Origin of the sequence: Caballeronia zhejiangensis, assembly GCF_022879815.1 — a bacterium.
GTDB lineage: Bacteria > Pseudomonadota > Gammaproteobacteria > Burkholderiales > Burkholderiaceae > Caballeronia > Caballeronia zhejiangensis.
Genome location: NZ_CP084283.1, coordinates 248,235 through 268,037, shown reverse-complemented (window position 1 = coordinate 268,037; position 19,803 = coordinate 248,235). Strand labels below are relative to the sequence as shown.

At 62.1% G+C, this 19,803-nt stretch carries 16 protein-coding genes; 5 read left to right on the top strand and 11 right to left on the bottom strand.

Annotated features, from left to right (window positions below; all coding sequences use genetic code 11):
* Window positions 1-82 precede the first annotated feature (82 nt).
* Entirely contained in the window at window positions 83-1,357 is a 1,275-nt protein-coding gene (locus LDZ23_RS01330; protein WP_008351648.1) for an amino acid deaminase, read from the top strand.
* On the opposite strand, the gene LDZ23_RS01325 is transcribed toward LDZ23_RS01330, so the two are convergent.
* Together LDZ23_RS01325 and LDZ23_RS01320 are read right to left on the bottom strand one after the other, a co-directional pair.
* A complete protein-coding gene (locus tag LDZ23_RS01325) occupies window positions 1,354-1,824 on the bottom strand; it encodes a MarR family winged helix-turn-helix transcriptional regulator (RefSeq protein ID WP_008351651.1) in 471 nt (156 codons plus the stop codon). The genes LDZ23_RS01330 and LDZ23_RS01325 overlap by 4 nt on opposite strands.
* 12 nt (window positions 1,825-1,836) lie before the next feature.
* Complete coding sequence (locus tag LDZ23_RS01320) at window positions 1,837-3,432, bottom strand: MFS transporter (protein WP_008351652.1); 1,596 nt, start codon at window positions 3,430-3,432, stop codon at window positions 1,837-1,839.
* A 105-nt stretch (window positions 3,433-3,537) separates the two neighbouring features.
* On the opposite strand from LDZ23_RS01320, the gene LDZ23_RS01315 reads away from it, so the two are divergent.
* Window positions 3,538-4,386 (top strand): EcsC family protein, encoded by an 849-nt coding sequence (locus tag LDZ23_RS01315; protein WP_008351653.1) that lies wholly within the window; start codon window positions 3,538-3,540, stop codon window positions 4,384-4,386.
* On the opposite strand, the gene LDZ23_RS01310 is transcribed toward LDZ23_RS01315, so the two are convergent.
* The 3 genes from LDZ23_RS01310 to LDZ23_RS01300 all read right to left on the bottom strand — a co-directional run bounded on the left by LDZ23_RS01310 (window position 4,356) and on the right by LDZ23_RS01300 (window position 7,103).
* Window positions 4,356-5,300 (bottom strand): alpha/beta hydrolase, encoded by a 945-nt coding sequence (locus LDZ23_RS01310; protein ID WP_008351654.1) that lies wholly within the window; start codon window positions 5,298-5,300, stop codon window positions 4,356-4,358. The two genes, LDZ23_RS01315 and LDZ23_RS01310, sit on opposite strands and share 31 nt — an antisense overlap.
* A 12-nt stretch (window positions 5,301-5,312) precedes the next feature.
* Window positions 5,313-5,759 (bottom strand): CHRD domain-containing protein, encoded by a 447-nt coding sequence (locus LDZ23_RS01305; RefSeq protein WP_008351655.1) that lies wholly within the window; start codon window positions 5,757-5,759, stop codon window positions 5,313-5,315.
* Between the two features lie 180 nt (window positions 5,760-5,939).
* Window positions 5,940-7,103 carry a porin gene (locus LDZ23_RS01300; protein ID WP_008351656.1) on the bottom strand — a complete coding sequence of 388 codons (1,164 nt, stop codon included), beginning with the start codon at window positions 7,101-7,103 and terminating at the stop codon, window positions 5,940-5,942.
* 440 nt (window positions 7,104-7,543) lie between these two features.
* Between LDZ23_RS01300 and LDZ23_RS01295 the strand changes: the two genes are divergently transcribed.
* Window positions 7,544-8,479 carry a LysR family transcriptional regulator gene (locus LDZ23_RS01295; RefSeq protein ID WP_008351657.1) on the top strand — a complete coding sequence of 312 codons (936 nt, stop codon included), beginning with the start codon at window positions 7,544-7,546 and terminating at the stop codon, window positions 8,477-8,479.
* A gap of 12 nt (window positions 8,480-8,491) precedes the next feature.
* On the opposite strand, the gene LDZ23_RS01290 is transcribed toward LDZ23_RS01295, so the two are convergent.
* Window positions 8,492-11,650: an ATP-binding protein gene (locus LDZ23_RS01290; protein ID WP_008351658.1), complete on the bottom strand. Its 3,159-nt coding sequence runs from the start codon at window positions 11,648-11,650 to the stop codon at window positions 8,492-8,494.
* Window positions 11,651-11,740: 90 nt separating this feature from the next.
* On the opposite strand from LDZ23_RS01290, the gene LDZ23_RS01285 reads away from it, so the two are divergent.
* Window positions 11,741-11,908: a hypothetical protein gene (locus LDZ23_RS01285; RefSeq protein WP_160172875.1), complete on the top strand. Its 168-nt coding sequence runs from the start codon at window positions 11,741-11,743 to the stop codon at window positions 11,906-11,908.
* 134 nt (window positions 11,909-12,042) lie between these two features.
* Here the strand turns inward: LDZ23_RS01285 and LDZ23_RS01280 are convergent, their stop codons facing one another.
* From LDZ23_RS01280 to LDZ23_RS01260, 5 genes are all read right to left on the bottom strand, one after another.
* Window positions 12,043-12,693 carry a response regulator gene (locus LDZ23_RS01280; protein WP_008351659.1) on the bottom strand — a complete coding sequence of 217 codons (651 nt, stop codon included), beginning with the start codon at window positions 12,691-12,693 and terminating at the stop codon, window positions 12,043-12,045.
* A 59-nt stretch (window positions 12,694-12,752) separates the two neighbouring features.
* Window positions 12,753-13,433, bottom strand: a complete 681-nt coding sequence (locus LDZ23_RS01275) for a response regulator (protein WP_033536541.1) — start codon at window positions 13,431-13,433, stop codon at window positions 12,753-12,755.
* Window positions 13,434-13,558: 125 nt separating this feature from the next.
* Window positions 13,559-14,206, bottom strand: a complete 648-nt coding sequence (locus tag LDZ23_RS01270) for a response regulator (protein WP_033536542.1) — start codon at window positions 14,204-14,206, stop codon at window positions 13,559-13,561.
* 438 nt (window positions 14,207-14,644) lie between these two features.
* On the bottom strand, window positions 14,645-15,175 hold the full coding sequence (locus tag LDZ23_RS01265; RefSeq protein ID WP_008351662.1) for a single-stranded DNA-binding protein: 531 nt from the start codon (window positions 15,173-15,175) through the stop codon (window positions 14,645-14,647).
* Window positions 15,176-15,293: 118 nt separating this feature from the next.
* The gene (locus LDZ23_RS01260) at window positions 15,294-16,496 is read right to left on the bottom strand and encodes an MFS transporter (protein ID WP_075583486.1); all 1,203 of its coding nucleotides are present in this window, start codon (window positions 16,494-16,496) and stop codon (window positions 15,294-15,296) included.
* 342 nt (window positions 16,497-16,838) lie between these two features.
* Between LDZ23_RS01260 and uvrA the strand changes: the two genes are divergently transcribed.
* The gene (gene uvrA, locus LDZ23_RS01255; protein ID WP_008351666.1) at window positions 16,839-19,712 is read left to right on the top strand and encodes an excinuclease ABC subunit UvrA; all 2,874 of its coding nucleotides are present in this window, start codon (window positions 16,839-16,841) and stop codon (window positions 19,710-19,712) included.
* Window positions 19,713-19,803: the final 91 nt, after the last annotated feature.

The window sequence follows — 19,803 nt, the reverse complement described above, 5'->3', positions numbered from 1 at the left end:
TTGGTTAACATGGCACCGTCAACCTTGACGCACATCGCACTGCGCGCGGGGTTTATTTAAACGGACGATGGAGTGGCAGCACATGAAAGTTACAAACTATCAGAACGCGACGATCGACCCGTTCGGCAAGGGCCTCGGCATGGTGCCCGGCACGGGCATCCAATTGAACGACGCGTCGCGCCTGCAATGGAATCTGCTCGAAGAGGACGTGAGCCTGCCCGCCGCCGTCCTCTATTCGGATCGCATCGAACACAATCTGAAGTGGATGCAGGATTTTGTCGGCGAATACGGCGTGAAGCTCGCGCCGCACGGCAAGACGACGATGGCGCCGCAACTTTTCCGCCGTCAGCTCGACACCGGCGCGTGGGGCATTACGCTCGCGACCGCGCATCAGGTGCGCGCAGCGTATCGCGGCGGCGTGCATCGCGTCCTGATGGCGAATCAGCTCGTCGGCAAACGCAACATGGGCATGATCGCCGAATTGCTCACGGACGCGAGTTTCGAGTTCTTCTGTCTCGTCGATTCAGCCGATGGCGTCGATCAGCTCGGCGAATTTTTCAGCTCGGTGCGCAAGAAGCTGAACGTGCTGATCGAACTCGGGGTGCCGGGCGGACGCACCGGCGTGCGCGATGACGCGCAGCGCGATGCCGTGCTCGCCGCGATCGCGCGCTGGAACGGCACGATCGAACTCGCGGGCATCGAGTTGTATGAAGGCGTGCTGCAGGACGAAACCAAGGTGCGCGAGTTTCTGAAGAGCGCGGTCGATGTCACGCGCAAGCTGATCGGCGAAGGCAAGATCGCGCGCAAGCCGGCGATTCTGTCGGGCGCGGGATCGGCGTGGTACGACGTCGTCGCCGACGAGTTCGCGAAGGCCAACAGCGATGCGATCGAGGTCGTGCTGCGGCCGGGCTGCTATCTGACGCACGACGTCGGCATCTACAAGAAAGCGCAGAACGAGATTTTCGCGCGCAATCCTATCGCGAAGAAGATGGGCCAAGGTCTGAAGCCGGCGCTGCAACTATGGGCGTACGTGCAGTCGATTCCGGAACCGGACCGCGCGATCATCGGTCTGGGCAAGCGCGATTCCGCGTTCGATGCGGGCATGCCGGAGCCGGCGAAGCATTATCGTCCGGGCAACGAAGCGCCGCGTGACGTATCGCCCGACGAAGGCTGGGAGATTTTCGGCCTGATGGATCAGCACGCGTACTTGCGCATCAAGCCGGGCGACGACGTGAAAGTCGGCGACATGATCGCGTTCGATATCTCGCATCCGTGCCTGACGTTCGACAAGTGGCGTCAGATTCTGGTCGTCGACCCGAAGTATCGCGTCACCGAAGTGATCGAAACGTTCTTCTAAGCCTTTTCTTCTAGCGCGGCCGCCGATGCGGCATTCGCGGCCGCCACTTCCTGAAGGCGTCCCTCGAACATGTGCAGCGCGCTCGACAAGGCCTCGATGGCCTCGTCGGGCAGCGAAGCCATCGTGTCGTGAAGGAACGCATTGCGTCGCGGCAAACCATCTTCCGCGATGGCGCGTCCTTGCGCCGTCAGCGCGACATTCGACACGCGATTGTCGCGTGCATCGACGCTGCGCACGATCCAGCCGAGTCCTTCCAGCGTCTTTAGCTGACGCGTCAGCGCGCCCGGGTCCACTTTCAGATGCTCGACGAGCCGCTTCTGCGACAGCACGCCCGCGTGCTCGTGCAACGCGAGCAGAATGCGCCAGCGCGGCATCGGCTGGCCGACGGCCGTCTCGAACGCCGACATGAACGCGCGATATGTGCGCCCGAATTGCTGCACCACGGCGATACGGTCCTGTTCATTCATGCTCTTTCTCTATCATTCGGCGAGGATGACCGGCTCTTGCGGCCCTTTCAGTCGCACCGGCGGAACGCGGCGCGACTGCCACAACGACACCACCGCGATCACCGCCGCGAGCGCGAGACCAATGTGGATCGCGGCGACGAGCGCTTCGCGCGCGGCTTCGAGCAGCATCGCGCCGTTATGCCCCGCCGCGCTCAGTTGCGCAAGCAGCGTCTCCTGACCTTCGCGATTGATGAGGATTTGCGGATCGGAGAGATCGGCGGCCCAATGCATCGCGTGATCTTTTTCCAGCGCGAGATTCACGCCGCTCGCATAGAGATGCGCGACGAGCGTGCCGGTGAGCGCCGTGCCGATCATCCCGCCGATCATGCGCAGCGACTGCAAAAGCGCCGTCGCGATGCCCAGATGCGCGCGGCCCGCGGTCTGCTGCGCGAACACGGTGAGATTCGGCATGACGAAGCCGAGGCCGAGTCCGCCGAGCAGCATGATGACGAGCAGCAGCGAACGCGGCATGTTGTGCGTCGCGACGACGATGCCGAGACACGACACCGCGAGCAGCGCGAAACCGACGTACAGCATCAGATTGGCGTTCTTCAGGCGCGTGACGATGCGCCCGTTCACGATGCTGCCGATCGTGATGAACACGACGAGCGGCGTAATCATCATGCCCGCGTCCTTCGGCGACATGCCGAAGCCGCCCTGGAACAGCAGCGGCGCATAGAAGAGCAGCGAGAACATCGTGAAACCGCCGAGAATCGCGAGCGTGAAGAGCGCGGCGAGCGCCTTGTTGCGAAACATGTCGATGGGCAGGATCGCGTAATCGCAGCGCATTTCCCACTTCCACAGCGCGAAGCCGGCGGCGACGCTCATCGCGAGCAGCGCGACGGATTCCGCGCCGAAGCCGTGTTTCGGCAGCATTTCGACGAACAATTGCAGCGCGCCGAGCGCCACCGCGATCAGCGCGGCGCCCGGCCAGTCGAGGCGCATCTTGCCTTCATGCGCGACGTGCCGCAGATGCGGCAGGAAGCGCCACACGAAAAAGAGCGACACGATGCCCACCGGCAGATTGACGTAGAAGACCGAACGCCAGCCGTAATACTGCGTGAGGAAGCCGCCGAGCGACGGCCCGACCGCGTTCGCGATGCCGAACGCGGAACTCATCAGCACTTGCCAGCGCAGGCGCACGACGTTATCGGGGAAAAGATCGGCGATGCACGCGAACGCCGTGCCGACGAGCATCCCGCCGCCGATGCCTTGCAAGCCGCGCGCGAGCACGAGGAACATCATGCTGTTGGCGAGCCCGCACAGCACGGAGGCGACGGTGAACACGACGATCGACGCGATCACGAACGGCTTGCGGCCGTAGTAATCGCCGAGGCGTCCGAAAATTGGCACGGTGATGACGGAAGTCAGAAGATACGACGTGGCGACCCACGCGTAGAGATCGAAGCCTTTAAGCTCCGCGACGATCGTCGGCAGCGCGGTGCCGACCACAGTCTGATCGAGCGCGACGAGCATCGTGACGAACGAAACGCCCAGCATCGCCATGAGGGATTCGCGAAAAGGCAGCACCTGCCCGCTGGAATGATGCGCGGCTGTATGAACGGCCATCTTTGTAAGCGCAATGATTGACTAGTCAACGGAAATGGAATCATAGCACGGGCGCGCACTCTAATTCTGCGTGTCAACTTACCTTTTCCCGGATAGAACCCTCGCATGGAACCGACGCCGATCATCACCTCGCCGCTTACGACCGAAGATTTCGCGGCCCTTGCCCGCGCGAAGGAATTGCTGGAAAGCCCGTCGCTGACGATGAAGCTGGCGAGTGTCGTCGGCGCGCCCATCGAAAAGCTGATGGGCCGCTTGCCGGCCGCCGCGCAGGAAAAAGTCGACGACGCGACGCAGCTCGCGCTGAAGAAATGCCTTCAGGTCGCGCTGCGCACGCTCGGCAAGAGCGCGCCCTCCGATTCGCTACTCGCGCCGCCGCCCGACAAGCCGCACAACCTGATGCACAAACTCGCCGTCGCGACGACCGGCGCGGCGGGCGGCGCATTCGGACTGTTCGCGTTGCCTGTCGAGTTGCCCGTCACGACGACGCTGATGTTCCGCTCGATCTGCGATATCGCGCGCAGCGAAGGCGAGGACGTGCATCGAGTCGAGGCGCAATTGCAATGCATGATGGTGCTCGGCATGGGCGGCACCAAAACCGACGACGACAACGCCGATCTCGGCTATTTCATCGTGCGCGGCGCGCTTGCGCAGTCGGTCTCGCGCGCGACAAACGAGATCGCCGCCAAGGGTCTGAGCAGTCACGGATCGACGGCGCTGCTCAAGTTCCTGCAGACGGTCGCATCGAGGTTTTCGGTGCAGGTCAGCGAGCAGGTCGCGGCGAAGTCGATTCCGGCGATCGGCGCGGTGCTCGGCGCGATGGTCAACACCGTGTTCATCGACCATTTCCAGCAGATGGCGCATGGGCACTTCACCGTGCGCAGACTCGAGCGTCGATACGGCGCGTCGGCGGTCGAGCGCGCGTATCAGACGATCGAGGTCATGGGCGGGCGATGAGCATTCGTCGCCGCCGCCGTCGATTCGATGAATGCGGCGGCGTGCGCGAGCGCTTCGCGCGCCTCGGGCATGAACGGCGCCCAGATCTGGAAGATGTGCGGCACGCCGCGCCAGATTTCCATTTCGACGCGCACGCCCGCCGCGCGCGCTTTGGCTGCGACGCGGGTGGCGTCGTCGAGGAGCAATTCCGTATCGCCGGCCTGGACGAAGAGCGGCGGCAAGCCTTCGTAATCCCCGAAAACGGGCGACGCGTAAGGATTGCGCGCGTCCGCCGCGCCGAGATATTGCTCGGCAACTTTGGGAAACGCCGACGCGTGATACATCGGGTCGCGGCCGTCGTTGGTTCGCATCGACTGGCCGCTGGACGTCAGATCCGTCCACGGTGAAAACAGCACGGCTGCGGCCGGAAGCGGATCGCCTGCGTCGCGCAGCGAGAGAAGCGTCGCGAGCGCGAGGCCGCCGCCCGCGGAATCGCCCGCGATGACGATCGATTGCGCCGGCACCCCGTTTTCGAGCAACCGACGATAGGCCGCGACGCTATCGTCGAGCGCCGCTGGAAAGCGATGTTCCGGCGCAAGACGATAATCAAGCGAGAAAACGCTGGCATTCGCGCGGATCGCCAATCCGAACGTAATCGCTCGATGACTGCGGGGCGAGCAAAAGTAATAACCGCCGCCGTGCAGATAAAGAATCGTTGCGCGCGGCGTTGTCGGCGGGATGAGCCATTCGCCGCGCAGCGGTGCATCGCCGATTGTCTCGCGGATGTCGAGTCGCCATCCTTTCCGCACGCGCGGCGACCAGAGCCGGCGCGACGCGTAGTCGCGCGCGAGTTCGACGTCGAGCGTGGGATGCGCGCTGTGCGGACGCACGCGTTTCGCTACGACCCAGCACGCGAAGGCGCTTTGCCAACTCATCGTCGCCGAGCGTCAATCGGCAGGCACCACCTGACCGCGTATCTCGCCGGTCGGGTTCTCCTGCGTGTGAATATTGAAATACCACTGACCCGCCATGAGATCGGTGACTTGCGGGTCCGTCAGCGTCGCTTGTCCTTTCATCGGGCTCGCGAGCGCTTTCTTGTCGACGGGCACTTGCACCTTCGCGTTCTGCCCGACCGGCGCGGGGCCGTGGAAATGCGCCATCGTCACCGGACCCGATAGCTCCGCATAAGTCGCGGTCCAAGTCAGCACTTTGGTGTCGGTGTCGAAAGTGGCGTCGAGGATGCCGTGGCCTTTGCTCACGCGCGGCGGAACTTCGCTCGAAGGCTGGAGGTTCGCTTTTAGCGCGACGGAGTCGGCGTGAGCGGGGCTCGCGGCGAGCGTCGCGAGCAGCAGAATGGGTATCCAGCGGACATGTGGTCGGCATGTCGAGATCATCATTGCTCTCCTGGTCGCGGTCAGTGCGCGTTTTGCTGGTAGGACCGCATCGCCATGGTAGATCAATTCAAATGCGTGAGGCATTTCCCTTCGATGAAAGCGGGCGCGCCCATGCGAAAAGGGCGCCTCGCGGCGCCCTTCTCTAGCTAGCTACAACAGCTTGGTACTGCTCTGACCGCTTTAGAAGCGGTGACGGATACCCGTCGTCAGGAGAACCTGACGGCTGCTCGAGGAAGCGTCGCCTGCGCCGCTGATAGCAGCGCGCGGGTACACGCCGTCTCCACCGCCGCTCGCGATCTGCACAACGCCTTCAGCATAGATGTCGGTGCGCTTGGACAATGCATAGTCCGTCTGCAAACCGAACTGGTGACGGCGAACGCGCCTGGACTCATCCAGCGGATCTTCGGTCTTGGCGTACGTGAAGGTGTAAGCCGCACCAACCGACAGTGCCGGGCTAAGTGCGTAGCGGCCGTTGATTTCGTAGTTATTGGTAATCGACGAAGAATCAAGCGCGGCGTTGCTATTGTTGTCGAGGCGGATCTGCGTCCAAACCAGACCGAACGTCATAGCACCGGTCGTGAAACTACCGCCCGCACCGAACGTACGCACGCGTGCTGTGTCTTGATCGGCCGGAGTGAACAGCGTTACCGGAACCTCCGTGATCGCGCCGACGTTGTTCGAGTTGTAACCGTTCGCTTGCGTGTATGCCGCGCCGAACTTGAACGGACCATTCGCATAGCCCGCACCGAGGCTGTATGCACGGTTTGCGGCGAAGCTGCCCGCGGTGTTCGAGAAGCCGTATGCGCCAGCGAACGACAGGCCGGAATAGTTCGCACTCACGAACTTGATGGAGTTGTTAATGCGGAAAGCGTTACCGTCCAGATTGTCCAGATCGCCCGGGTGCGCGAAGTACGTGCCGCCCCACGAGCCGGTCGCGCTCAACGGGCCGAGATAGTCAGCAACAGCGTCGTTCTGACGACCGAGCGTCAGAGTACCCGCTTGCGCCATCGACAGACCGACGTAAGCCTGACGGCCGAACTGGCGACCATCGCTGGTGCCGTTCGCGATGTTGAAACCGTTTTCCAACGTGAAGACGGCTTTCATGCCACCGCCGAGGTCTTCAGCGCCGCGCAAGCCCCAACGGCTGTTCTGCAGATTGCCGCTGGTCACGCCCCACGCGCTTGCCTTTTCGTAGCCTGCGCCGAACGGAGCTTGCACGTTGTTGACGTACGTCAGGCCCGCATCGACCAGACCATACAGCGTGACGCTGCTTTGCGCGCTTGCAGCAGTTGCGAACGAACCGGCCAGAGCGGCGACGGCCGTTACGATCAGAGTCTTTTTCATGTGTATTCCTTTGAGTCTTGAGACTCGATGGGTTGCTTCAGGCCAAACGCCTGTCGAGTTCGGACTCCCGTCTTCGCTCGTCTTGTTCAGCACCGATATTCGGCACGGCAAAGTTTATTGCCCGCTATTTTTGAGAAACCGCCAAAGGAATCACAAAAACCTTTTCGAATAATTCGAAAAGTTCAATTTCGGGATGGGTTAACGCTTAGGCCGCATGGACTTACGCGTCATCCGATTAGCGCCGTGCGAACACGCCTATGGACACGAGTTGCGTTCATGCCACAGTGGTCGCATTGAGACATTCGTCTCCGATCAGAACACTCCGATTCCCCAGCTTGTCATCGCGCTCTAACATCGCGCACGCGAGGCCGCGCTTTAGCCGCCGGCATTTATCGGCATACTCGAAGCGTTCGAAATGCGCTTCTCACATCGATCGCTCAATGAATCAACTCCAGGCGATGCGCGTCTTCCTGAAAGTGGCGGAAACCGAATCGTTCGGCCGTGCCGCCAACGCGCTCGATCTATCCAACGCCGTGATAACGCGCTACGTCTCGTTGCTCGAGGCGCATCTCAACACGCGCTTGCTGAACCGCACGACGCGCAGCGTGTCGCTAACCGAGGCCGGTCGCGCCTATGCGGACGGCTGCCGTGCAGTGATCGAACAGATCGAGACGATCGAAGCATCAGTGGGGAACAGTTCGGTCGACCCTTCGGGCACGCTCAAGCTCGTCGCGTCGGCATCATTCTCATTGCTCGGACTCACGCCAATGCTGCGCGGATTCCGCGAGCGATACCCGAACGTGAAGTTGCGCCTGACGCTGCTGCATCGTCCGGTCGATCTCGTCGCGGAGGGCTTCGACGTCGGCATCGTCGTGCCGCATCTCGTGAACAGCGGCATGCTGATCAACCGCCCGTTGGTGAGAGTCGCGGCGGTGCTCGTCGCCGCACCGGCTTATCTGGCGCAACGCCGCGCGCCCGTCGGGCCGGCATCGCTGGCGTCACATGAGTTTCTCGCGCCGTCTTCGGATATCCATGGATCGACGTGGTCCTTCATCGGACCGTCGGGAGAGACGGAAAGCGTCGAACTCGATCCGGCATACAGCGTGAACAGTTCGCACATGCTGCGGCAGGCGGCGCTTTCCGGAATGGGAATCGCGGTGCTCCCGGAGAGCTACGTGGCGCAGGATATCGAGGTGGGTTCGCTCGTGCGACTGCTGCCCGGCCATACGCTCAAGGACGCTGACAAGGAAGTGTCTATCGTCTACCCGGGACGCCGGCACGTTTCGGCCAAGACACGCGCGTTCGTCGATTTCGCGCTCGCCTATTTCCGCGATGGCGAACTCGCCGATGCGAGTCCCTGCACACCTACGGAATAAGAAAGCGCCCGGTCAGAGAATTGCGGCGCCTTGCGCGTGGATACGGTCCACGAGCTGCTCGCATCGCGCGATCAACGCAAGTCCCTCGCGACGGCGCACGTCGCGCGATTTCACATGCAGATCGCGACGAAACTCCTCCAGCGCGCCGAGCAGCGGCCGATACTGCAACACGCTCGCCGCCCCGACGACGCGATGATGCCAGTCCCGCAGATCATCGACCGTGCCGCGATCGAGCAATTGCCGAAGCGCCACGAGATCCTCGCGGAACGACGACACGAACGCATCCAGCAATGCCTTGACGGTCGCTTCGCTGCCCCATAGTTGCGCCATGGCGCTCAGATCGAGTTCGTCATCGTCGCGGGCCGGTACATCGGTTCCCTGAGCGGAATGTGTATCGGCTTCGGGCGCGGGGTCATTCGTGATCCACCATCGGTTCAGATGCTCCCGCAAGGTAGCGAGCCGGGTCGGCTTCACGAGACAGTGGTCCATGCCCGCCTCACGGCACTTGCGCAATTCGTCGGGCGCCGTGCTCGCCGTGACGCCGAGGATCGGCAAGCGACGCGACGCGCCGGATTCATCCGAACGGATGCGTCGAGCCAGTTCGTAGCCCGTCATGTTCGGCATGTGACAATCGGTAATCAGGAATCCGTATCGGGTGTCAGCGAGGGCAGCGTATGCCTCGGCGCCGTCGTGCACGACATCGCACGCGAAACCCAGCAGGGTAAGCTGATTTCGGATCAGCTCCTGATTCACCGGATGATCTTCGGCGACGAGCACGAGCCTGCCGCTGCGCAGCGCGTCTTCCCGGTCGGGCGCCACCATCTTCGCTTCGTGCGAATGCGTGACGCCCGATGCGACCTGCGGCATGCCTGTCAATGCGGCGACGCAGGCCGCGCCGAGGCCGTGCCATGAAATCGGATTGACGCTCACGCGGATGTCGTCTTCGAGAATGCGGTATCCGGTCGGCTTCGGCTTTTCGGTTACGTGGATCACACGCGAAGCGGATGGCGAAGCGTGCTTGTGCGTATCGCTCAGAAAGACGATCTCGATGTCTTCGAGCAACTCGTGTTCTGATCGCGCGAGTTCGTCGGGCGTGTAGCGCAGCAATTGCAGACCAAGCGCCTCGCCATAGTGCACGAGGGCCGCCGCGACGCGATCGTCGTCGATCGCCACGATGCCTCGCTTGCCGCGCAATCCGTCGATCTGATAATGCAAGGTCTCGACGGGCATCGTGAGACGAACGGTCATTGTCGTGCCGACGCCCAGCGCGCTTTCAAGGCTCATCGCGCCGCCCATCAGCGCGACGAGACGATTGCAGATCGTCAGGCCGAGCCCGGTGCCGCCGAAGCGCCGCGTCGTGGAGGTTTCAGCTTGCACGAACGGCTCGAAGAGGCTTCGCTGCGCGTCCGGAGCGATCCCGATGCCCGTGTCTTTCACGCACAGTTCGATCACCTGCGCCGACTCGGTGTGCTCGACCGCGCGAACGTGCAGCGCGACATCGCCCTTGATCGTGAACTTGATCGCGTTGCTCATCAGATTGAAGAGAACCTGCCTGAGCCGCACGCTGTCGCCCCTGACCGCCGCGGCCACTTCGGGCGCCACGTCGACGCGCACGCGCAGGCCCTTTTCGTGCGCTCTTGCGGCGAGCAGGCCCACCGCACTATCGACGAGTTCGCGCAAATCGATCGGCGTGGACTCGATCGTCAGCCTGCCGGCCTCGATCTTCGAATAGTCGAGGAGATCGTCGAGAATCTGCAGGAGCGCGCTCGCCGAATCCTGAATCATGCCGAGCATTTGCGACTGGTCGGGGTTCAGACGCGTATTTTCGAGCACTTCGACGAGCCCGAGCACGCCGTTCATCGGCGTACGGATTTCGTGACTCATCATCGCGAGGAAGTCGTCCTTCGCGCGCGATGCGGCTTCGGCGGCGTCGCGCGCGCGGGCGAGTTCGTCGGCGCGGGCGTGCTCGACACTCGCGTCGGCCCAATAGCCGCTCCAGACCACGGCGCCGTCGTCTTCGCGGTGCGCGACGAGATCCGCGCGAATCCAGCGGTGCACGCCTTCCACCGTCGAACGAAACTCGGTGTGCAGCGGCTCGAGTGTCCGCGCCGAAGTTTCGATTTCCGCGAGAAGCCGGGCGCTGTCTTCGTCGTGGACGTGCGTCAGCGCGTGAATCGGATCGTCGGCCAGAGCGGCGACGTCCAGACCGAGCAACTGACGCGTATCGCCATCGATATAAGGAAGGCTGTACGTGCCGTCGCTCGCGCGGCGCAACTGGAACACGACCGCCGGCAGCGATCGCGTCACGTCGTGAAGACGCCGCTCGGTTTGCCGCGCGCGCGTTTCGGCGTCGCGAATATCGGTGATGTCGATCATCGTGCCGACGACGCCCGCTCGCTCCCCGTTCGACGCATTGAACGCGCCCGTCCAGAAAAGCCCGCAGCGCGAGTGATTGCTGTTGTCGGCAAATTCCGCTTCGACTTCCTGACGTTGACCCGTTTTGAGCGTCGTGCTGGTCAACTCGTGAAGCACGCGGCTGTGCGCGTCTCCCCACGCCGTGACTTCGACGCTCGTGCGTCCGAGAACGTCTCCGCGTCGAACGCCGAGCGCTTCTTCGAAGGCACGATTCACCGCGATGTAGCGATTCTGCATGTCCTTCGCGACGAGGGGATACGGCACCACCTCCATCATGGTCTGCTGGAAACTGAGTTGCGTAGCCAGACGCTGCTCGGTCTCCATGCGCCGTCCCATTTCCTGCTGCAATCGGACGAAAGCGCGCAGCGTCACGAACAGGACGGCTGCGATGCCGATGAGCGCAGGCAGCAAGCGCAACGCGGAGATATGCGTGGTCGCGGATGCCGCCTGCCTGGCGACGGCTTGCGTCTCGGCTTGCCTGAACGCCCGCTTGATCAACAGGTCGAGCGGCTGCAACTCGGAATGCATCGCGTAGTTCAAGGTTCCGGGCGGGCTCGGTGCGACGATCATTTCGATTTCGCCGCGTTGAAACGCCGATGCGGCCGTGGGCCAGTCGTTGAACCGCTTCGGCTCGAACGTGACGCCGAGGGACTGTTCGATTTTGGCGAGCGCGACTTCCGGCGGCTGAAGCGGCTGATCCGGACGACCGCGTGACGCTTCTATCAAGCCGACGGCGATCGGACTCAGCGTGCGCAAGTAACCGCGCTCGGGCTCATCGAGTTGGACGCTGGCCGTTGCGTCGTTTGTATTTTTTCGAAGTCCAGAAGTCGGCTGGGAAGCGTAGGCATGCGGGTCGGCCGCATTGCCGAACGATGGCGCGATCAGGCTGAAAAGGAGCAAACAACGCGCGAACAGAAATCTCAATTCGAATCCTTCGGATGCGGGCCGGCGCGGCAAGGACCGTTGCTGCGCCGTCTGAGCAAGAACTCGATGACGCCGATTCACGGCTTTTGACCGCTACGAGTCGCCGCGCTTCGTGCTTGCCTGTCGAGTGCAAATGTCTTGAGTCTGAGCCGCTGCGTATCAGGATCGAATCAGAACCGTCCCAATTTTCTCCTAAACCGGGCATCGGCGACGGCTACACCACTTCAGACCAGGCCGACTTGCTGAAAGTAGGCGACCAGCTCCTCCTCGCTATCGAGTCCCAGCTTGCGCATGCCGGCACGCTTCTGCGTCGCGATCGTCTTGCGGCTTCGTCCGAAGTGCTCAGCGATCTCATGGACCAGAAGACCGCGAGCGTAGAGCTGGAAGACCTCCCATTCGCGTCGGCTCAGTACGCCCACGCGCGCCGGCGATGTCGCGGGCAAATGGCGCACGGCCGCCTCCACGGTTGGGGAGAGGAAACAGCCGCCGGCTTCAGCGACGGATATCGCGTCGTGCAGGCATTCGAGTCCGTCGCGCTTGTCGATCACGCCGTCTACGCCGAGCTGAACGAGCCCGGCCAGCATTCGCGTTTGGCAGATCATCGTGAGCACGATGATCTTCGGCCGCTTTTCCTGCCAGGTCAGACGCCTGAGAAAGGTGATCGAGCTGCTTTCCCCGTCGATACCGCGCATACCGATGTCGGAGAAGATGAAGTCACACGGCGTGGTATCGATTGCTTCGGCAAGTTCCAGCGTGTCGCACGCGGTGGCGACCACGCGCACCGCGCCATCTCGCTCGAGCAGGGTTTGAATACCCTTGATGACGACCGGATGGTCATCCGCAACGATGGCGCGTTTCGGCGTTCTTGTTCTCATTCTGTTATGCGTTCTTGCTGGCCTCAGGGCTTTCGCGGCGTGCGCGCTATGCGATGCGTCTAGATCAAGCCACTGTCCGCGATAAATCGATACAAATCCGCGTCTGTCGATAAATCGAGCTTTCGCATGGCCGCGCATTTTTGGGCGCTGATCGTCTTCACGCTGCGATCGAGTTCCTTCGCGATCTCGGTGACATTCGCGCCGCGTGCATAGCGCTCGATCACTTCCAGTTCGCGGCTCGTGAGCCGCTGACGAATGAAACGCGCGTGGCTTTCGGAATCCGCGAGCGCGAGCGTGCGGCGTATTGCGGGCCCAAGATAGGTTTCATTGGCGATGACCGAAACAATCGCGACGTAGATCAGTTCGAGCCGGTCTTCCTTGCTTAGAAACGCGTGGGCTCCCGCTTCCAGCGCCTGCTTGACGAGCGCGGCGTCGCCGCTGCGCGACATGACGACGATCCTGACCTCCGGATACTGGTTCGCCACATGCTGAATCAGCTCGACGCCGTCGCCGTAACGTCCGCCCGGCATGAAATAGTCGATGACGACGACGTCGCACTCGCCGCGAGCAAGCGACTCTTCGAGTTGGGTCGAATTAGCGTGACGACTTACCACCTCTACATTGGGAAAATTCCCAGCGAGTCGCTCGACGGCGAGGATGACGAGAGGATGATCATCCGCTATTGCGAGCCTTATCCGTTTAGCGTGCGAGAACACCTGGTTCCCGTTCCAGAACTCCATTGCCTCAAACCCCTTCTAGTCCTGCGGACCAGAATTCACATCCAAAAAAGAGAAGGTCGATCATCCGGCATCGAAAAATTTAGATACATAAGATGCATCCGAAACCATTTCAGTGCGCCAAAAACTCATCCTAATCCGCGTGCGCGCACAAACGCGAATAACCCGGGATCGTTTCTTACGCCTAGCTTATTCATCGCATCACGTTTCTGACGGCTGATCGTGCGAACATCGCGATCGAGTTCTTTTGCTATTTCGGTAATCGAATGGCCTTTGGCAAACAGGCGGACGACTTCGATCTCTCGCACGGACAGGCGCGGCTCCTCCGGCGAAAATTCGGTCTCCGTGCCCGCTTCCGCAAGCGCCGCGACAAACGAGGCGCTCACGAAACGGCGTCCGACGCTCGCATGCCGCACGGCCGTCACCACGAGTTCGATGGGTTCGGCCTTGTTGACGAGGCTCATCGCGCCGGCATTCAGGATGGAGCGCAAAATCGCGACGTTGCTCACGCTTGTGAGCACGACGATGCAGAGGTCGGGGAAATCCTGGCGCACCTTGCGAATGAGACGGAGGCCGTCATTTGCATCCACGCCCGGCTCGGGCATGGCGAAGTCCGTGACCAGCACATCGCACGGCTTGACCGCGAGTTCTGCCAACAAAGTGCTCGCATTATTTGCCTCGCCGACGACCTCTAATCCGTCTGCGGCGGCGAAGATGGCCTTCATCCCAAGGAGAACGAAAGGATGATCGTCAGCCAGTACTATTCGAAGCTTCAAGAGGCCCCCGGTTATTCTTGGTCTCGGTGAAAATGCTTGTGGGCTGCAACAGCGCGCAACGGATTAATCCACGCGGCACGATTAAGCACGGCTTTCCGATTCGCGTTTACCAGAAACACATAAACCGCAAACCTTCAAAAACCTCAATTAGATGACGACAAGCAAATAAAGATTGCGTTTATTTTCTCGGATAATCGCCTCAAAAATAGAATGTGACCAATTTGCAGGCCATAGGATAAATCCGATTAGACTGCGGAATAGTTGGCGTGCACTTGATGGCGTACGAGCGCGACTATCAGGCGCCGAGCGCTGAATAGGCTCCGGCGCGAGCAATCGATCACACCGCAATCAGGAAGCGCCTCGCCGACTCAAAAAAAATGGGCCTCGGCTGATTCAGCCAGAGGCCCATCTTCCGATGCGCGAATTGTCGGTGATTCTTTAGAACGGGATATCGTCGTCCATGTCGTCGAAGCCGCCGCCTGCCGGCGCGCTCGGGCGGCTGGAACCGCCGCCTGCTGAGCCGCCGCTCGCACGACCGCCTGCGGGCGCGCGTCCGCCGCCGCCGCCACCGCCGCCCGAACGATCCATCGGCGCGCTGCGGCTGTAGCCGCCATCATCGCCGGCACCGGCGCCGCCGCGACCGCCGAGCATCTGCATCTGATCCGCGACGATTTCGGTCGAATAGCGCTCCTGGCCCGATTGATCGGTCCATTTGCGCGTGCGAATACGCCCTTCGATGTAAACCGACGACCCCTTCTTCAGATATTCGTTGACGATTTCGGCGAGCCGGCCGAAGAACGCCACGCGATGCCACTCCGTGAGTTCCTTGAATTCGCCGGAGGCCTTGTCCTTGTAGCGGTCCGTCGTCGCGAGACGAATATTGGCCACGGCGTCGCCGCTCGGGAGGTAGCGGGTTTCCGGGTCGGCGCCCAGATTGCCCACGAGAATGACCTTGTTGACTGATGCCATGATTTCTCCGGTAGATTCCTTGCTAACTGTCAGCCGAAAGATGCGATTGGACCGATCTCGTCTTCAGACGTGGATTCGGTTGCACCCTGTCGGCTCGATTCGATGATTCCAATTTCTCTCAGGCCGCGCGCTCTGTTCTGCGCGGTGGCGGCTTCATCCATGCAGCGACGATGAGCCACGCCAACACCAGCGCCGAACACGCGAAGAAAACCGCGCTCGGCCCGTCGAGCTTCAGCAGCCAGCCGCCGATCACCCCGCCGAGGGCAAGGCCGATCGACTGCGTCGTGTTGTACACGCCCGCCGCCGCGCCCTTTCTCGTGCCCGGCGCAAGCTTCGACACCAGAGACGGCTGCGACGCCTCCAGCACGTTGAAGCCGAGAAAGTACACGAACAGAATGGCTGCCACGGACCACAGCGTATGGGGAGCCGCGCCCAATAACAACTGGCCGATCAGGATAAGCCCGATCGCACTCAGCATCACGCTCTTCATTTTTCCACGTTTCTCGGCGGCGATGATGGCCGGCACCATGAGCACGAACGCGAGCGCCATCACGGGCAGGTAAATCTTCCAGTGCGATGCGACCGGCAACCCGCCGTCCACCAGAATGCGCGGCACGACGAGGAAAAGCGCGGTCTGCGTCGCGTGGAGCACGAGCACGCCGAAGTTCAAGCGCAACAACTCGACGTTGTGCAGCACTTCCGCGAACGGCGCCTTGACGTGAACCGGATGCGCGGGCGGATCGGGCACGATCCAGAACACCACGCCCACCGCGAGGATCGACAGAACGCCGATCACCGTGAAAAGCCCGCTCATGCCGACCCAGTGGAACACGATCGGCGCGCCGACGATCGCCACCGCGAACGACACGCCGATGCTGCCGCCGACCATCGCCATCGCCTTCGTGCGGTTTTCCTCGTGCGTGAGATCGGCAATGAACGCGATCACCGCAGACGAAACGGCGCCCATGCCCTGGATCACGCGCCCGGCGATGATCCACGTCATCGAATGCCCGGCGGCCGCGACGAAGCTGCCCACCGCGAAGACGAGCAAGCCGAACGCGATGACCGGCTTGCGCCCGAGCTTGTCGGAAATCCAGCCGTAGAAGATGTAGAGCATCGACTGCGTGACGCCGTAGGCGCCAAGCGCAATGCCGACGAGCAGCACGTTGTCGCCGCCGGGGATGGTTTTCGCGTACACCGAAAACACCGGCATGATCATGAAAAGACCGAGCATGCGCAGCGCGAAGATGGCAGCGAGCGACACGGTCGCGCGCAACTCCGGCGCAGACAGACGTGTGGACGTGGCAGACGGATTGGACATCAGAAACGGGAAAAGGATGAGGGTCGCGTCTGGCCTGGCCTGCGGCGCAGCCAGGCGCGGCCGCCTTGTTCTTGCTCGAAACGGCACTATATGGAATCGCACGGCTAAAAGCGCGCCGCTCGATGCGTCGGCGCTCTCCCGTACTTGGCCGGCAAGTCCCCGCGCCGGCCGATCGACGCGCATCCGGCCCTCGGGCTCGGGCGCTGCGCCCTTTAAAAGTCGTTATAGTAGCAGGTTTGGCCCCCTCTCTTTCCGCCCGGCAATGGCTTCGTGGCCCGTCCGGACAGATGAAAGCGCCGCTGAAAACATCCGAAAGCACCCGAAAAACGCCGGAACGAACTCGTGGAAGAAATTCGTATTCGTGGGGCTCGCACCCACAATCTGAAGAACGTCAATCTCGACTTGCCGCGCCATAAGTTGATCGTGATCACGGGGCTGTCGGGGTCGGGCAAGTCGTCGCTCGCGTTCGACACGCTCTATGCGGAAGGCCAGCGCCGTTACGTGGAAAGCCTCTCGGCGTATGCGCGGCAATTTTTGCAGCTGATGGAAAAGCCGGACGTCGATCTGATCGAAGGTTTGTCGCCGGCCATTTCGATCGAGCAGAAGGCCACGTCGCACAATCCACGCTCGACGGTCGGCACCGTCACTGAAATTCACGATTACCTGCGTCTTTTGTACGCGCGCGTCGGCACGCCGTATTGCCCGGATCATCTGATTCCGCTGGAGGCGCAAAGCGTCTCGCAAATGGTCGACGCCGCACTCGCGCTGCCTGAAGAAACCAAGCTGATGATCCTCGCGCCGGTCGTCGCGGATCGCAAGGGCGAGCACGTCGAGCTGTTCGAGGAAATGCAGGCGCAGGGTTTCATCCGCTTTCGCATCCGCTCGGGCGGCGGCACGGCGAACGAAGGCGTCGCGAAAATCTACGAAGTCGATTCGCTGCCGAAGCTCAAGAAGAACGACAAGCACACGATCGACGTCGTGATCGACCGTCTCAAAGTGCGGCCGGACATGAAGCAGCGCCTCGCGGAATCGTTCGAAACCGCGCTGCGTCTCGCCGACGGCCGCGCGATCGCGCTCGAAATGGACACCGAAAAGGAGAAGCTCTTCAGCTCGAAATTCGCGTGTCCGATCTGCTCGTATTCGCTGCCGGAACTGGAGCCGCGTCTTTTCTCGTTCAATAATCCGATGGGCGCGTGCCCGGAATGCGACGGTCTCGGACAGATCACGTTCTTCGATCCGAAGCGCGTGGTCGCGCATCCGTCGCTGTCGCTCGCGGCGGGCGCGGTAAAGGGCTGGGACCGGCGCAATCAGTTCTATTTCCAGATGCTGCAGAGCCTCGCGGCATTCTACGAGTTCGAAATCGACGCGCCGTTCGAGGATCTGCCCGAGAAAGTGCGCAAGATTCTTCTGTACGGCTCGGGCAAGCAGGCGATTCCGTTTTCGTACATTAACGAGCGCGGGCGCGCGTCGGTCCGCGAGCATGCGTTCGAAGGCATCATCCCGAATCTGGAGCGGCGCTATCGCGAGACCGATTCGGCGGCGGTGCGCGAAGAACTCGCGAAATACCAAAACAATCAGCCGTGCCCGGCGTGCGAAGGCACGCGTCTGCGGCGCGAAGCGCGCTTCGTGAAAGTCGGCGCAGAAGAGCAGGCGCGCGGCATCTATGAAATCAGCGGCTGGCCGCTACGCGATGCGCTCGGCTATTTCCAGACGCTGCGTCTGGAGGGCGCGAAGGGCGAAATCGCCGACAAGGTCATCAAGGAAATCGTCGCGCGGCTCTCGTTTCTGAACAACGTCGGGCTGGATTATCTGTCGCTGGAACGCAGCGCGGAGACGCTTTCGGGCGGGGAGGCGCAGCGCATCCGGCTCGCGTCGCAGATCGGCTCCGGCCTTACGGGCGTGATGTACGTGCTCGACGAGCCGTCGATCGGCCTGCATCAGCGCGACAACGACCGGCTGATCGACACGCTCAAGCATCTGCGCGATATCGGCAATTCGGTGATCGTCGTCGAGCACGATGAGGATATGATCCGCATGGCCGATTACGTCGTCGACATGGGACCGGGCGCGGGCGAGCACGGCGGCGTGATCGTCGCGCAAGGCACGCCGGTGCAGGTGCAAAAGGACGCGAATTCCATTACCGGGCAGTATCTGTCCGGCAAGCGCACGATCAGCCATCCCGCCGAGCGCACCGCGCCGGACGAGCGCATGCTGCGCATCGTCGAGGCGTACGGCAACAATCTGAAGCGCGTGACGCTCGATTTGCCCGTCGGACTTCTGACCTGCGTGACGGGCGTGTCAGGCTCGGGCAAGTCGACGCTCATCAACGACACGCTGCAGCACGCGGTCGCGCAGCATCTGTACGGCTCGGCGACGGAGCCCGCACCGTACGAGTCGATCGAAGGTCTCGAACACTTCGACAAAGTGATCGCCGTCGATCAGTCGCCGATCGGCCGCACGCCGCGCAGCAATCCGGCCACTTACACCGGACTGTTCACGCCCATCCGCGAACTGTTCGCAGGCGTGCCGGCGGCGAAGGAGCGCGGCTACGACCCCGGCCGCTTCTCGTTCAACGTGAAGGGCGGCCGCTGCGAAGCCTGTCAGGGCGACGGCGTTCTGAAGGTAGAAATGCACTTTTTGCCGGATGTCTACGTTCCCTGCGACGTGTGTCACGGCAAGCGCTACAACCGCGAGACGCTGGAAGTCCAGTACAAGGGCAAGAACATCAGCGAAGTGCTGGACCTGACGGTCGAGGCCGCGCACGAGTTCTTCAAGGCGGTGCCGGTGGTGGCGCGCAAGCTGAAAACGCTGCTCGACGTCGGTCTCGGCTATATCCGGCTCGGCCAGTCCGCGACGACGCTATCGGGCGGCGAGGCCCAGCGCGTCAAGCTTTCGCTGGAACTGAGCAAGCGCGATACCGGTCGGACGCTATATATCCTCGACGAGCCGACGACCGGTTTGCACTTCCACGACATCGCGCTTTTGCTCGAAGTGATTCATCGATTGCGCGATCAGGGTAATACTGTCGTAATCATCGAGCATAATCTCGACGTAATCAAAACTGCCGACTGGGTCATCGATCTCGGTCCGGAAGGCGGCGCCGGCGGCGGGCAGATCATCGCCCAGGGGACGCCGGAGCAGGTTGCGAAGTCGAAGGCGAGCTTTACCGGCAGATATCTGGCACCCTTGTTGCAACGAGCCAAATCGGCGGCCTGATTCACGGCGCCGGTCTGGCTGCCGAAGCGCTGTCAGCCGGACCGTCGAAATGCGCCGCGCGCGCCGCGGCACGAATAACCGTCGTACGCAG